Source organism: Enterobacter sp. N5-15, assembly GCF_057221635.1.
In genome coordinates this window covers 3,823,148-3,837,493 of record NZ_CM170150.1, presented here as the reverse complement: position 1 = coordinate 3,837,493, position 14,346 = coordinate 3,823,148, and the positions used below count along the sequence as shown (strand labels likewise).

The following is a 14,346-nucleotide window of genomic DNA, read 5'->3' as shown; positions in this document are numbered from 1 at the left end:
GTTATTCCATTGAGTAACTACTCATTCCAATTCGTAATTTCATTCGGTCTAAGCCGCCCCCTATAGTCCCTTTATTCCTCGTTGTTAGTGAGTTGTTGCTTGTGGACTATCTGCCCTTATTTGCCGCGATAAAAGAGAAGCCGGTGCTGGTTGTAGGCACGGGTGAAATTGCCGATCGCAAAATCGCGTTTCTGCAGCGCGCAGGGGCGCAGGTGCGGGTAGTAGCAGAAGCGGACTTTGACGAATCACAAATCGACACCGTAGTGCTGGTGATTGCGGCGACCGAAGATCGCGACCTGAACCGACGGATTTCCGAGGCCGCTCAGGCCCGTTACCGGCTGGTGAACGTGGTGGACGACCAGCCACTATGCTCGTTTATCTTCCCGTCGATCGTTGACCGTTCGCCGCTGCTGGTGGCGATCTCCTCCGGCGGTACCGCACCGGTGCTGGCGCGCGTGCTGCGTGAAAAAATCGAAGCGCTGCTGCCGACCAGCCTCGGGCGCATGGCGGAAAAAGCCAGCTTCTGGCGTAACCACCTGAAAACGCGCCTGACCAGCGTGACGGAACGCCGTCGCTTCTGGGAACGCGTGTTTCGCGGCCGCTTTGCCAGCCTGATGCATGCCGGTAATGAGACGGCGGCGCAGAAAATCCTCGAGGACGAGCTGGATAACCCCGGCAGCACGGGCGGGGAGATCATTCTGGTGGGGGCAGGGCCGGGCGATGCCGGGCTTCTGACGCTGCGCGGCCTGCAGGTGCTGCAGGACGCGGACGTGGTGTTTTACGACCATCTGGTCACCGACGGCGTGCGCGAGCTGATCCGTCGCGACGCGGAGCAAATCTGCGTCGGCAAACGGGCTGGCGAGCACTCGGTGCCGCAGCACGACACCAACCAGATGCTGGTTGACGCCGCCAAAGCGGGTAAAACCGTGGTGCGCCTGAAAGGGGGAGACCCGTTTATCTTCGGTCGCGGCGGCGAAGAGCTGCAGGCGGCAGCCGAAGCGGGCGTACCGTTCCAGGTGGTGCCCGGCATTACGGCGGCCTCTGCGGTAACGGCCTACGCCGGTATCCCGCTGACCCACCGCGATTATGCCCAGAGCGTGACCTTTGTGACCGGCCACTACAAGGCCGACAGCACGCCGTTCGACTGGTCGCATCTCGCCCAGAGCCGCCAGACGCTGGCGATTTACATGGGCACGATGAAGGCGGCGGACATCAGCGAACAGCTTATTCAGCACGGTCGCGAGGCGACGACGCCCGTTGCCGTCATTTCTCGCGGCACGCGCGTCGATCAGCACGTTGCGACGGGCACGCTGGAACATCTTGCAATCCTGGCGAAAGACGCCCCGATGCCCGCCCTGATCGTGGTGGGAGAAGTGGTGCAGCTGCACAGCACGCTCGCCTGGTTCCAACACACAACCGATACAGAAGGCTTTGGTTCTTCTGTTGTAAATTTGGCTTAAGGAACGGTTATGGACCAAAAACGTCTTACACACCTGCGGCAGCTCGAAGCGGAGAGTATCCATATCATCCGCGAAGTGGCCGCCGAGTTTTCTAACCCGGTGATGATGTACTCCATCGGTAAAGATTCCAGCGTCATGCTGCATCTGGCGCGTAAAGCGTTTTATCCGGGCACGCTGCCGTTCCCGCTGCTGCACGTGGATACCGGCTGGAAATTCCGCGAAATGTACGAGTTCCGCGACCGTACCGCGAAGGCCTACGGCTGCGAGCTGCTGGTGCATAAAAACCCGGAAGGGGTGGCGATGGGCATTAACCCGTTCGTGCACGGTAGCGCCAAGCACACCGATATCATGAAAACCGAAGGGCTGAAGCAGGCGCTGAATAAATACGGTTTTGACGCGGCCTTCGGCGGCGCGCGCCGTGACGAAGAGAAATCCCGCGCCAAAGAGCGTATCTACTCCTTCCGCGACCGCTTCCACCGCTGGGACCCCAAAAACCAACGCCCGGAGCTGTGGCATAACTACAACGGTCAGATTAATAAAGGCGAAAGCATTCGCGTCTTCCCGCTCTCCAACTGGACCGAGCTGGATATCTGGCAGTACATCTATCTGGAAAACATCGAAATCGTTCCGCTGTATCTGGCCGCCGAGCGCCCGGTGCTGGAGCGTGACGGCATGCTGATGATGATCGACGACGATCGCATCGACCTGCAGCCGGGTGAAGTGATCAAAAAACAGATGGTGCGTTTCCGTACCCTCGGCTGCTGGCCGCTGACCGGCGCGGTGGAATCCAGCGCGCAGACGCTGCCGGAGATCATCGAAGAGATGCTGGTGTCCACCACCAGCGAGCGACAGGGGCGCGTGATTGACCGCGACCAGGCAGGCTCCATGGAGCTGAAGAAACGTCAGGGTTATTTCTAAGGAGCCGCCATGAATACCACTATTGCTCAACAAATTGCCAACGAAGGCGGCGTGGAAGCGTATCTGCACGCGCAACAACACAAAAGCCTGCTGCGTTTTCTGACCTGCGGCAGCGTGGATGACGGGAAAAGTACCCTGATTGGCCGTCTGCTGCACGATACGCGCCAGATTTATGAAGATCAGCTCTCTTCCCTGCATAACGACAGCAAGCGCCACGGCACCCAGGGCGAAAAACTCGACCTGGCCCTGCTGGTGGACGGCCTGCAGGCGGAGCGCGAGCAGGGCATCACCATTGACGTGGCCTACCGCTACTTCTCTACCGAGAAGCGCAAATTTATTATTGCCGACACGCCGGGGCACGAGCAGTACACCCGTAACATGGCGACCGGCGCGTCCACCTGCGACCTGGCGATCCTGCTGATGGACGCGCGTAAAGGCGTGCTGGATCAGACCCGTCGTCACAGCTTTATCTCGACGCTGCTGGGGATCAAACACCTGGTGGTGGCGGTCAACAAGATGGATCTGGTGAACTTCAGCGAAGAGAAGTTCGAGGAGATCCGCCAGAGCTACCTGACCTTTGCCGAACAGCTGCCGGGCAACCTGGATATTCGCTTTGTACCGCTCTCGGCGCTGGAAGGGGATAACGTCGCCTCCCAGAGCGCGAACATGCCGTGGTACAGCGGCCCGACGCTGCTGGAGGTGCTGGAAACCGTTGAAATTCAACGCGTGGTCGATACCCAGCCGATGCGCTTCCCGGTGCAGTACGTGAACCGTCCAAACCTCGATTTCCGCGGTTTCTCGGGCACCCTCGCGTCAGGCTCCGTGAAGGTGGGTCAGCGCGTCAAGGTGCTGCCATCCGGCGTGGAATCGACTATCGCCCGCATCGTCACCTTCGACGGTGACCTGCAGGACGCGGGCGCTGGTGAAGCGGTAACGCTGGTGCTGAAAGACGAAATTGATATCAGCCGGGGCGACCTGCTGGTAGACGCGCAGGAAACGCTGGCGGCAGTGCAGGGTGCCTCAGTGGATGTGGTGTGGATGGCGGAGCAACCCCTGACCGCTGGCCAGAGCTATGACATCAAAATTGCCGGCAAGAAAACCCGCGCCCGCGTGGACGGTATTCAGTTCCAGGTGGATATCAACAACCTGACCCAGCGTGACGTCACCGAGCTGCCGCTGAACGGCATTGGTCTGGTCGATCTGACCTTCGACGAACCGCTGGTGCTGGATCCGTATCAGCAGAACCCTGTCACGGGAGGGCTGATCTTTATCGACAGGCTGACCAACGTGACCGTCGGGGCCGGTATGGTTCGCGAACCGATTAAACAGGCTGCCGCGACGTCTGAATTCAGCGCCTTCGAGCTGGAACTGAACGCGCTGGTGCGTAAACACTTCCCGCACTGGGGCGCACGCGATCTGCTGGGAGGCAAGTAATGGCCGCCCATGATGAGAACGTCGTCTGGCATCCTCATCCGGTGACCGTCGCCCAGCGCGAACGGCTCCACGGTCACCGTGGGGTTGTGCTGTGGTTTACCGGGCTGTCCGGCTCGGGTAAATCAACGGTGGCGGGCGCGCTGGAAGAGGCGTTGCATCAGCAGGGCGTAAGCACGTACCTGCTGGATGGCGACAACGTGCGTCACGGCCTGTGCAGCGATTTAGGGTTTAGCGACGATGACCGCAAAGAGAACATCCGCCGGGTGGGCGAAGTCGCCAGCCTGATGGCTGACGCCGGGCTGGTGGTGCTGACCGCGTTTATCTCTCCGCACCGCGCCGAGCGCCAGATGGTGCGCGAACGCGTGGGCCAGGATCGCTTTATCGAGGTGTTTGTCGATACGCCGCTGGAGATTTGCGAAGCGCGCGACCCGAAAGGGCTGTACAAGAAAGCGCGTGCCGGAGAACTGCGCAACTTCACCGGAATTGACGCGGTATACGAAGCGCCTGAATCGCCTGAGATTCACCTGGAAGGTCAACAATTGGTAACAAATTTAGTAAGCCAATTATTAGACCTGCTCAGACGGGAAGATATTATCAGATCCTGAGACGGTATCGTTCGGGAGCTGTCTTCCCGAACGATGAGTCACGGTCACAGGATTAGCTATGCGCAACAGTGAACATTACATCACCACCACCGGGTCGGAGCCGCTCGCGACCGACGACGAAACGACCTGGTCATTTCCTGGGGCCATCATTGGCTTCGTCTCATGGTTGCTGGCGCTTGGCATTCCGTTTCTCATCTACGGCGGCAACACGCTGTTCTTCTTTCTCTACACCTGGCCTTTCTTTCTCGCGTTGATGCCCGTGGCGGTTGTCGTCGGCATTGCGCTGCACTCGCTGCTCAACGGTAAGCTCCTGTACAGCACCGTGGTCACGATTGTGACGGTGGTTCTGATGTTTGGTCTGTTATTTTTGTGGCTCATGGGCTATCTTCAGCCATAATTCAAACCGTAACCAACTGTGTAACGATATTGTGCAGGACGATTCTGCGGAAAAAATGTGGTACATTTGCCCGCGATGTTGCGGCATCTCTGTTACCCCGGCGTAGTGCTCTGGGGAAGTCTTGGGATGATGATGCCGTTTTTCAGGGGGCAGGATGGGTAAACTAACGCTGCTGTTGCTGGCTTTGCTAATCTGGCTGCAATATTCGCTGTGGTTCGGTAAGAACGGACTGCACGACTATAGCCGGGTGAGCGATGACGTCGCGGCTCAGCAGGCAACAAACGCCAAACTTAAGGCGCGAAACGATCAACTCTTTGCTGAAATTGATGACCTCAATGGCGGGCAAGAGGCGATTGAGGAACGCGCACGCAATGAACTCAGTATGACTAAGCCGGGCGAAACCTTTTATCGTCTGGTTCCGGATGCGTCTAAACGCAATCAGGGCTCAGCACAAAACAATCGATAATCAGGCCCAGGATTACGACATGGCAGTAACTTTTTCGGACGTATGCGCCGTGGTGCCGGCCGCAGGTTTTGGCCGGCGCATGCAGACAGAATGTCCCAAGCAGTACCTCTCTATTGGCGATAAAACGATCCTCGAGCACGCCGTGGCGGCGCTACTGGCGCACCCGCGTGTGACGCGAGCGATCATCGCTATCAGCCCTGGCGATGCGCGCTTCGCGCAGCTGCCGCTGGCAAATCATCCGCAGATTACCGTCGTAGACGGTGGCGCCGAGCGCGCCGATTCCGTGCTGGCGGGCATACAGGCCGCCGGAAACGCGCCGTGGGTGCTGGTGCATGACGCGGCGCGTCCGTGTCTGCATCAGGACGACCTTGCGCGCCTGCTGGCCCTGAGCGAAACAAGCAAGGTTGGCGGGATTCTGGCCGCGCCGGTGCGCGACACCATGAAGCGCGCCGAGCCGGGCAAACAGGCTATCGCCCACACCGTCGATCGCGTCGATTTATGGCACGCGCTGACGCCACAATTTTTCCCCCGCGAATTACTCCACGACTGCTTAACGCGTGCGCTTAAAGAAGGTGCGACCATCACGGACGAAGCCTCTGCGCTGGAATATTGCGGTTTCCACCCTGAGCTTGTTGAAGGACGCGCTGATAATATTAAAGTGACGCGTCCGGAAGATTTACAGCTCGCGGAATTCTATCTTACCCGTTCGACCCATCTGGAGAAGGCATAATGCGAATTGGACACGGTTTTGATGTACACGCCTTTGGCGGAGAAGGCCCAATTATCATTGGCGGCGTGCGCATTCCTTATGAAAAAGGACTGCTGGCGCATTCTGATGGCGACGTGGCACTGCATGCGCTGACCGACGCGCTGCTGGGCGCTGCCGCGCTGGGTGATATCGGCAAGCTGTTCCCGGACACCGACCCGGCATTTAAAGGGGCGGACAGCCGCGAGCTGCTGCGCGAAGCGTGGCGCCGCATTCAGGCGAAAGGCTACACCCTCGGCAACGTCGACGTGACGATTATTGCCCAGGCCCCGAAAATGCTGCCGCACATTCCGCAGATGCGCGTGTTTATTGCAGAAGATTTGGGCTGCCATATGGACGACGTGAACGTCAAAGCGACCACGACCGAGAAGCTGGGCTTTACCGGGCGTGGCGAAGGGATTGCCTGTGAAGCCGTGGCGCTGCTGGTGAAGGCGAGCAAATGACGGACTTCGACAACCTGACATACCTGCACGGTAAACCGCAGGGGAACGGGGTGCTGAAAGCCAGCCCGGAAGATTTCCTCGTGGTGGAGGATCTGGGCTTTGAGCCGGATGGCGAAGGCGAACATATCCTGTTGCGTATTCTGAAAAATGGCTGCAATACCCGCTTTGTGGCCGACGCGCTGGCAAAATTCCTCAAAATTCATGCCCGCGAAGTGAGCTTTGCCGGGCAGAAAGATAAACACGCCGTCACTGAACAGTGGCTCTGCGCGCGCGTTCCCGGCAATACGATGCCTGATTTAAGCAAATTTGAGCTTGAAGGCTGTAAGGTACTGGAGTTCGCCCGCCACAAGCGCAAGCTGCGCCTGGGGGCGTTGAAGGGGAACGACTTTACGCTGGTGCTGCGTGAAGTGACCGATCGCGATGACGTTGAGAAGCGTCTGAGCGCGATTCAAGAGCTGGGCGTACCGAACTACTTTGGCGCACAGCGCTTTGGCATTGGCGGCAGCAACCTGCAGGGGGCGCTGCGCTGGGCGCAAAGCGATGCACCGGTGCGCGACAGGAATAAACGCAGTTTTTGGTTGTCGGCGGCCCGCAGTGCGTTGTTTAATCAGATTGTGAGCGAAAGGCTGAAAAAACCGGACGCGAATCAAGTTGTTGTTGGCGATGCGCTACAATTAGCGGGACGCGGAAGCTGGTTTGTGGCAACGGCCGAAGAAATGGCCGATGTGCAGTCGCGCGTGGACGCAAAAGCGCTGATGATTACCGCCGCGCTGCCCGGTACGGGCGACTGGGGAGCACAGGGCGACGCGCTGGCCGCCGAGCAGTCAGCCGTAGCGGATGCGCCAGAATTGCAATCCTTGCTGGTGCGGGAAAAAGTCGAAGCGGCACGCCGCGCGATGCTGCTCTATCCGCAGCAGTTAAGCTGGAACTGGTGGGATGACGTAACCGTCGAGTTACGCTTCTGGCTACCGGCAGGTAGCTTTGCCACCAGTGTTGTCAGGGAACTTATCAACACCTCGGGTGATTATGCGAATATTGCTGAGTAACGATGACGGGATCCACGCGCCGGGCATTCAGACCCTGGCGAAACACCTCCGTGAATTTGCGGATGTGCAGGTCGTGGCACCCGATCGTAACCGCAGTGGAGCGTCTAACTCTCTGACGCTGGAGTCGTCGCTTCGCACCTTTACCTTTGAAAATGGCGATATTGCCGTGCAGATGGGTACGCCAACCGACTGCGTTTTTCTGGGCGTGAACACGCTGATGCGTCCGCGTCCGGACATCGTCGTCTCCGGCATTAACGCTGGCCCTAACCTCGGCGATGACGTGATTTATTCCGGTACCGTGGCGGCCGCAATGGAAGGGCGCCATCTGGGGTTCCCGGCGCTGGCGGTCTCGTTAAACGGCCACACGCATTACGACACCGCCGCCGCGGTGACCTGCTCGATCCTGCGGGCGCTCGGCCGCGAGCCGTTGCGTACCGGGCGCATCCTCAACATCAACGTGCCGGATCTTCCTCTTGATGAAATTAAAGGCATTCGCGTCACCCGTTGCGGAAGCCGACATCCTGCCGATCAGGTGATCCCGCAGCAGGATCCTCGCGGCAACACGCTTTACTGGATTGGCCCTCCCGGCGATAAGTGCGATGCGGGTCCGGATACCGACTTTGCCGCCGTAGATGAAGGCTATGTTTCGGTTACCCCGCTGCACGTAGATTTAACCGCGTATAGCGCGCATGATGTGGTGTCGGGCTGGCTGGATCGCGCAGGAGTGAACGCGCAATGGTAAACAAACGTGTACAAACTCTTCTGGAACAACTCCGCGCGCAGGGGATCCGCGACGAGCACGTGCTTGAAGCGCTTGCTCAGGTTCCGCGTGAGAAATTTGTAGACGAGGCGTTTGAACACAAAGCGTGGGAAAACGTAGCGCTGCCCATCGGGCAGGGTCAGACGATTTCACAGCCTTACATGGTGGCGCGCATGACGGAGCTGCTGGAGCTGACGCCCGACTCCCGCGTGCTGGAGATCGGCACCGGGTCGGGGTATCAAACCGCGATCCTGGCGCATCTGGTTCATCATGTATGCTCCGTTGAGCGGATTAAAGGCTTACAGTGGCAGGCGCGTCGTCGCCTGAAACAACTTGATTTACATAATGTTTCGACACGACACGGTGATGGATGGCAGGGTTGGAAGGCACGCGCGCCGTTTGACGCGATCATCGTGACGGCGGCCCCGCCTGAAATTCCTGCGGCCCTGTTGTCGCAGCTGGATGAGGGGGGCATTCTTGTTCTGCCTGTCGGGGACGAGCAGCAGCTTTTGAAGCGCGTTCGTCGGCGCGGCGGCGAGTTTATTATCGACACCGTGGAAGCCGTGCGCTTTGTGCCTCTGGTAAAGGGGGAGTTGGCCTGAGACTCGGAATTATCCAGGGTTATTAAGGCAAATTCAGCGTATGGTGTGGCGCGAAAGATTCGTGCCATCACGGTAAATTTTAAGTCACTGGTAGTTAACACATTCCTGGGGGATAAATGAGCGCGGGAAGCCCTAAATTCACCATCAGCCGTGTTGCGGCATTATCACTGGTTTCGCTCTGGCTGGCAGGTTGTACAAGTTCTAACAACGCGCCTGCGCCCGTCAGTTCTGTCGGCGGAAACAGCGGCTCGGGTAACACGTCCAGCGGAATGTTGATCACACCTCCGCCTAAAATGGGTACCTCTACGGCGCAACAAAATCCGCCAATTCAGCCGGTTCAGCGTCCAATGACGCAGCCGACGCAGATTCAGCCAGTGGAACAACCTGTTCAGACCCAAAATGGCCGCATAGTCTATAACCGTCAGTATGGGAACATTCCGAAAGGCAGCTATACCGGTGGCAGCACCTATACCGTGAAACGCGGCGATACGCTGTTCTACATTGCGTGGATCACCGGGAACGATTTCCGTGACCTCGCGCAGCGCAATAACGTCCAGGCCCCGTATGGTCTGGAAGTCGGGCAAACGCTCCAGGTGGGCAACGCGACGGGCACGCCGCTTACGCCTGGCAACACCGTTTCAGCGGCCGATGTGACGGCTCAAAATAACAGCGTTAAGCCTGCACAAAAATCCACCACGGTGGTTGCTTCACAACCTGTAATTACGTATTCTGAGGATTCAGGTGATCAGACTGCTAACAAAATGTTGCCGAATAATAAAGGGACTGCGACTGTTGTCACAGCACCGGTAACGGCACCTGTGGTTAGCTCTACTGAACCGACTGCCAGCAGTATGACCTCCAGTTCGCCAATCTCCGCATGGCGCTGGCCAACTGACGGCAAGGTTATCGAGAACTTCTCTTCCTCCGAAGGGGGAAATAAAGGGATCGATATCGCAGGGAGTAAGGGACAGGCTATCATCGCGACCGCAGACGGGCGCGTTGTGTATGCCGGTAACGCTCTGCGCGGTTACGGTAATCTTATTATCATCAAACATAACGATGATTACCTGAGTGCCTACGCCCATAACGACACAATGCTGGTCCGGGAACAACAAGAAGTTAAGGCGGGGCAAAAAATCGCTACCATGGGTAGCACCGGAACCAGTTCTACACGCTTGCATTTTGAAATTCGTTACAAGGGGAAATCCGTAAACCCGCTGCAGTATTTGCCGCAGCGATAATTTGACGGGGCATGCCAGCCAGGGTGTCTCGTTCAGGGATCACGGGTAGGAGCCACCTTATGAGTCAGAATACGCTGAAAGTTCATGATTTAAATGAAGACGCGGAATTTGATGAGAACGGAGTAGAGGCTTTTGACGAAAAAGCCTTAGTAGAAGAGGAACCCAGTGATAACGATTTGGCTGAAGAAGAGCTGTTATCGCAGGGCGCCACACAGCGTGTACTGGACGCGACTCAGCTTTACCTTGGGGAGATTGGTTACTCCCCACTGCTAACGGCCGAAGAAGAAGTCTATTTCGCACGTCGTGCTTTGCGTGGTGATGTGGCCTCGCGTCGTCGTATGATTGAAAGTAACCTGCGACTGGTCGTGAAAATTGCCCGCCGTTACGGCAATCGTGGTCTGGCTCTGCTGGATCTGATTGAAGAGGGCAACTTAGGTCTCATCCGCGCAGTTGAGAAGTTTGACCCGGAACGCGGGTTCCGTTTCTCAACCTACGCGACCTGGTGGATTCGTCAGACCATCGAACGGGCTATTATGAACCAGACCCGTACGATCCGCCTGCCGATTCACATCGTCAAAGAGTTGAACGTTTATCTGCGCACCGCGCGCGAGTTGTCCCATAAACTGGACCACGAGCCAAGCGCAGAAGAAATTGCCGAACAACTCGATAAACCGGTTGATGACGTAAGCCGTATGCTGCGTCTCAACGAGCGCATTACCTCCGTTGACACCCCGCTGGGTGGCGACTCCGAAAAAGCGCTGCTGGACATCCTGGCCGATGAAAAAGACAACGGTCCGGAAGACACCACGCAGGACGATGACATGAAGCAGAGCATCGTCAAATGGCTGTTCGAGCTGAACGCCAAACAGCGTGAAGTGCTGGCACGTCGTTTCGGTTTACTGGGGTATGAAGCTGCGACACTGGAAGACGTCGGCCGCGAAATTGGCCTGACCCGTGAACGTGTTCGTCAGATTCAGGTTGAAGGTCTGCGCCGCCTGCGTGAAATCCTGCAGGGGCAAGGTCTGAATATCGAAGCGCTGTTCCGCGAATAAGCAACCTTTCGTCAAAAAAGGCCCGTCGTGAGACGGGCCTTTTTCTTTTGCGCTACGGCTGCGCCGTTTCGTGCAGCAGGCGCCACACTATCCGATCGCCTTCCTGATTGAGCACCGCGGTTGACCAGCGCACGTTGTCAGGCAGGTCTGGCCGGGTTTGCGTTTCCCGGTAGTGCAGCACCGCGCCACGATCCCAGCGCTCGATCGTGGATAATTCGTCAATGACGATCTTCAGTCCGGGACGGCTTCCGCACTGTTTTTCCAGAAAACTGACCAGACCGACATAGTCGATATGAACGCCGCCCGGTGGGATCATCAGGAAATCTGGACGGAAGCGGGCGAGCAGGGCGTCGGAATCACCTTCACCTTTGCCTAACCAGTCTTCGAGCGCAATGTGGAGGTCGATAATGTCGTGTTCGAAAGGCGTCATGAATTCTCCTGTCGCAGCTGGGTGAGCACCTGCGTATTGTTAAGACGAAAAACGTACAGTACAGGCAGCAAGGTCATGCCTGCGGCAAAAATAAACATCCCGTGCCAGGCGGCGAGCGGTGGCAGCCAGGCCTGCGCCAGGTTCAGCGCCTGCACCAGCAGCAGGGCTCCGGCAAAAAAGCTCAGCTGACGATTAAGATTCCACAGCGCGCTGGCATCCGGCATCTCTTCCCGGCGCGTCGTCAGAAAAGCGCTGCTCTGAGCCGTACTGCTGCACAGGCTTCCCCCCGCGCCCATCAGGGTAAACGCCGCGGCAGGCAGCAGCGTAGCCGAACTAACGTTAATCAAAAGCAGGATACCCGTCGCCTGCAGCAGGCAGCCGATGACGATCAGCGGTCGGGGGCCGATACGGTTAAAATAGCGTCCCGTTGCCGTGATGGCGATAAACGATGCTACGGACCACGGCAGCATAAGCATCCCCGTTGCGGCGGGGCTCATGTTCGCCACGTGCTGAAGATAAAACATGCCCGTGACGTTCACCCCAATAAATACGCCAGGAACGCATAAATAAACTAGCATGGAAAAACGCAAAAGCGGGTCCGCGAGCAACGACAGGTTTAACAGTCTGGCCGCTTTCATCGCCGGCATTTCGTGTTTAAGCCACAGGCAGGCTAAAACAAAGGTCACGATAGCGACCGGCAGCGTGGCAAAAAATATCCATCGCCAGCCTAGCGTCTGCACCAGCAGTCCTCCGATAGCCGGGGAGCAGGCCGGAGCAAGCAGCGCGACCAGCATTACCGCCGAGGAGAGTCGGGCCCGCTCGTGAGGCTTATACTGTTGCCAGGTCAGCGCCTGTCCGACGGGGATCAGTAAGCCTCCTCCCACGCCCTGGAGCACTCGCCAGGCGATCAGACCTTCAAGCGTTGCAGACAGGCCCGCCGCCGCGGAGGCTGTGCTGAACAGAAAAAGCGAGAGCAGGATGACGCGCTTTGGCCCGATGCGGCGCGTGAGCACGCTGCTGAACGGGATCACCAGCGTCAGGCCGGCAATGTATCCGTTACTGACCCAGGCAAGGGCTGAAGGCGTGGTGTTAAAGGCGTGAGCCATTGCCGGGAACGCGACGCTGGCAATAAACATGTTGATCAAATCAAGAAAAAAGCCCAGCAGATAAACAACGGCGACTTTGCTGCGATACGTCATGGTGGATCCTCCGGTGAGGTGGCGTATCGTATCCAGCCGGGAAGCACGGATAAACCTGACAAAGCGCGATATACTGTCAAAAATATTTTGACAGTAAAGGGCGTGATGATGATTAACTTACAGCGGACGCAGATGTTTGTCGCGGTGGCCGACACCGGCAGCTTCACTGCCGCAGCCGAGGCGATGGGGCTGACAAAAGCCGTGGTCAGCTTCAATATTCGCCAGCTTGAAGATGAGCTGGGCGTTACGCTGCTGCTGCGCTCCACCCGCCGCCTGACGTTAACCGAGGCGGGCGCACTTTTTCATCAGCGCAGCGTGGCGCTTCTGAAGGATGCAGAACGGCTGCAGGATGATGTCCGCGCGAATCATGCGGGGCTCACGGGGGAGCTGCGGATCACCACTACGCCCGAGTATGGCTCACAGGTGGTGGTGCCGCTGCTGGCCAGGTTTAGCCAGCAGCACCCGGATCTTCGCGTGCGGCATGTTTCATCGTCCCTGCACGCCGACCTTATCTCGGAGCGCTTTGACGTGGCCATCCGGCTGGGAACGCTTGCCGATTCGCGCAACCACGCCGCGCTGATTTCGCACTTCTCCATTCTCCCCGTCGCGACGCCCGGGTGGCTCGTTAACCACCCGATCGAAACGCTTGCGCAGCTGGCCCACGCGGACTGGATTATTCACGAGCGTCTGGCCTCGCCGCTGTGCTGGCAGGTGAGAGATGCCAGCGGTGCGCCTGAAACGCTGGAGATAAAAAAAGCGCCGCGCCTGTTTGCCGACAGCGCTCAGGCCCTTATGGCTTTTGCGCTCGCAGGCGGAGGCGTGGCGTTACTGCCGGAATGGCTGGCGCGCGATGCGCTTGATGCGGGAAAACTGGTCCCGGTTTTACCGGGATATACCTTTGCGCAGCAGGGCATCTATGCGGTTTATCCCGATGCCCGGCATGTGTCAGCTAAAGTGCGCACCTTTATCGATTTTATGCGCGCCAGCGTGAATTAATCGTGCATCATCTTTTTGATGAGCGCGGAGAACTGCTCCCGCTCGGCCTTGTTAAGACGTCCTAAAAACGCCTCATCCACCTCGTTGCCAACCGGTTTACAGCCTGCAAGCAGGGCTTCTCCTTCTGGCGTCAGGAAGACAAACCGGCGGCGCTTATCGGCCGGATCGTGCTCGCGTTTGACCAGGCCGCGCGCCTCCATGCGGCTGAGCATCTCCGCCAGGGTCGCTTTTGTGCTGACCGCCACTTCGGTCAATGCCACCTGTTCAATACCCGGATGCTCGGCAATGGAGCGCATAACCGCATACTGTGGCTTGGTCAGTTCCGGTAAGGCATGTTGCCACTGTGCGGTATGCTGTTGAAAAAGCTGACGTAACAGGTGGAACGCCTCTTGTCTTAGTTCCATGAACACTCCGACGGAAAAAATCTCCCCCTATGATAGCCGCTATTGCTCTCAATTTTAACGCGGCATTTTTTAGCCATTCGTGTGATCGTATGCGAACGATCTTGTCAGGAAAACAATCCTGGAGTAG

17 protein-coding genes are annotated in these 14,346 nt (G+C 57.9%); 14 read left to right on the top strand and 3 right to left on the bottom strand.

Annotated features, from left to right (window positions below; translation table 11 throughout):
* The first annotated feature begins 101 nt into the window (after positions 1-101).
* The 13 genes from cysG to rpoS all read left to right on the top strand — a co-directional run bounded on the left by cysG (position 102) and on the right by rpoS (position 11,190).
* Positions 102-1,460: a siroheme synthase CysG gene (gene cysG / locus AC2TE5_RS18135; RefSeq protein ID WP_484612132.1), complete on the top strand. Its 1,359-nt coding sequence runs from the start codon at positions 102-104 to the stop codon at positions 1,458-1,460.
* Between the two features lie 9 nt (positions 1,461-1,469).
* Positions 1,470-2,378 carry a sulfate adenylyltransferase subunit CysD gene (gene cysD / locus AC2TE5_RS18130; protein ID WP_006811770.1) on the top strand — a complete coding sequence of 303 codons (909 nt, stop codon included), beginning with the start codon at positions 1,470-1,472 and terminating at the stop codon, positions 2,376-2,378.
* A 9-nt stretch (positions 2,379-2,387) separates the two neighbouring features.
* Positions 2,388-3,812, top strand: a complete 1,425-nt coding sequence (cysN, locus tag AC2TE5_RS18125; RefSeq protein ID WP_126329619.1) for a sulfate adenylyltransferase subunit CysN — start codon at positions 2,388-2,390, stop codon at positions 3,810-3,812.
* Entirely contained in the window at positions 3,812-4,417 is a 606-nt protein-coding gene (cysC, locus tag AC2TE5_RS18120; RefSeq protein WP_484612131.1) for an adenylyl-sulfate kinase, read from the top strand. Before cysN ends, cysC begins: the two co-directional genes overlap by 1 nt.
* Before the next feature lie 58 nt (positions 4,418-4,475).
* On the top strand, positions 4,476-4,814 hold the full coding sequence (locus AC2TE5_RS18115; RefSeq protein WP_484612130.1) for a DUF3561 family protein: 339 nt from the start codon (positions 4,476-4,478) through the stop codon (positions 4,812-4,814).
* A gap of 154 nt (positions 4,815-4,968) precedes the next feature.
* Entirely contained in the window at positions 4,969-5,280 is a 312-nt protein-coding gene (ftsB, locus tag AC2TE5_RS18110; RefSeq protein ID WP_008499609.1) for a cell division protein FtsB, read from the top strand.
* A gap of 19 nt (positions 5,281-5,299) precedes the next feature.
* Positions 5,300-6,010 carry a 2-C-methyl-D-erythritol 4-phosphate cytidylyltransferase gene (ispD, locus tag AC2TE5_RS18105; protein WP_213328649.1) on the top strand — a complete coding sequence of 237 codons (711 nt, stop codon included), beginning with the start codon at positions 5,300-5,302 and terminating at the stop codon, positions 6,008-6,010.
* Entirely contained in the window at positions 6,010-6,489 is a 480-nt protein-coding gene (ispF, locus tag AC2TE5_RS18100) for a 2-C-methyl-D-erythritol 2,4-cyclodiphosphate synthase (RefSeq protein ID WP_008499607.1), read from the top strand. The genes ispD and ispF overlap by 1 nt, the downstream gene beginning before the upstream one ends.
* Positions 6,486-7,535: a tRNA pseudouridine(13) synthase TruD gene (gene truD / locus AC2TE5_RS18095; protein ID WP_029741540.1), complete on the top strand. Its 1,050-nt coding sequence runs from the start codon at positions 6,486-6,488 to the stop codon at positions 7,533-7,535. The genes ispF and truD overlap by 4 nt, the downstream gene beginning before the upstream one ends.
* Positions 7,516-8,277 carry a 5'/3'-nucleotidase SurE gene (gene surE, locus AC2TE5_RS18090; protein ID WP_121932265.1) on the top strand — a complete coding sequence of 254 codons (762 nt, stop codon included), beginning with the start codon at positions 7,516-7,518 and terminating at the stop codon, positions 8,275-8,277. The genes truD and surE overlap by 20 nt, the downstream gene beginning before the upstream one ends.
* Positions 8,271-8,897: a protein-L-isoaspartate(D-aspartate) O-methyltransferase gene (locus AC2TE5_RS18085; RefSeq protein WP_023333224.1), complete on the top strand. Its 627-nt coding sequence runs from the start codon at positions 8,271-8,273 to the stop codon at positions 8,895-8,897. The genes surE and AC2TE5_RS18085 overlap by 7 nt, the downstream gene beginning before the upstream one ends.
* A gap of 116 nt (positions 8,898-9,013) precedes the next feature.
* Complete coding sequence (nlpD, locus tag AC2TE5_RS18080) at positions 9,014-10,138, top strand: murein hydrolase activator NlpD (RefSeq protein WP_029741538.1); 1,125 nt, start codon at positions 9,014-9,016, stop codon at positions 10,136-10,138.
* A 59-nt stretch (positions 10,139-10,197) separates the two neighbouring features.
* On the top strand, positions 10,198-11,190 hold the full coding sequence (rpoS, locus tag AC2TE5_RS18075) for an RNA polymerase sigma factor RpoS (RefSeq protein WP_008499600.1): 993 nt from the start codon (positions 10,198-10,200) through the stop codon (positions 11,188-11,190).
* A gap of 52 nt (positions 11,191-11,242) precedes the next feature.
* Here rpoS and AC2TE5_RS18070 read toward each other — a convergent pair whose 3' ends face one another.
* Positions 11,243-11,620 carry a DUF4440 domain-containing protein gene (locus AC2TE5_RS18070; protein ID WP_484612129.1) on the bottom strand — a complete coding sequence of 126 codons (378 nt, stop codon included), beginning with the start codon at positions 11,618-11,620 and terminating at the stop codon, positions 11,243-11,245.
* Positions 11,617-12,819, bottom strand: a complete 1,203-nt coding sequence (locus AC2TE5_RS18065; RefSeq protein WP_484612128.1) for an MFS transporter — start codon at positions 12,817-12,819, stop codon at positions 11,617-11,619. Before AC2TE5_RS18065 ends, AC2TE5_RS18070 begins: the two co-directional genes overlap by 4 nt.
* 108 nt (positions 12,820-12,927) lie before the next feature.
* On the opposite strand from AC2TE5_RS18065, the gene AC2TE5_RS18060 reads away from it, so the two are divergent.
* A complete protein-coding gene (locus AC2TE5_RS18060) occupies positions 12,928-13,815 on the top strand; it encodes a LysR family transcriptional regulator (RefSeq protein WP_484613358.1) in 888 nt (295 codons plus the stop codon).
* Here the strand turns inward: AC2TE5_RS18060 and AC2TE5_RS18055 are convergent.
* Entirely contained in the window at positions 13,812-14,219 is a 408-nt protein-coding gene (locus AC2TE5_RS18055; protein ID WP_023308984.1) for a MarR family winged helix-turn-helix transcriptional regulator, read from the bottom strand. The two genes, AC2TE5_RS18060 and AC2TE5_RS18055, sit on opposite strands and share 4 nt — an antisense overlap.
* Positions 14,220-14,346 lie beyond the last annotated feature (127 nt).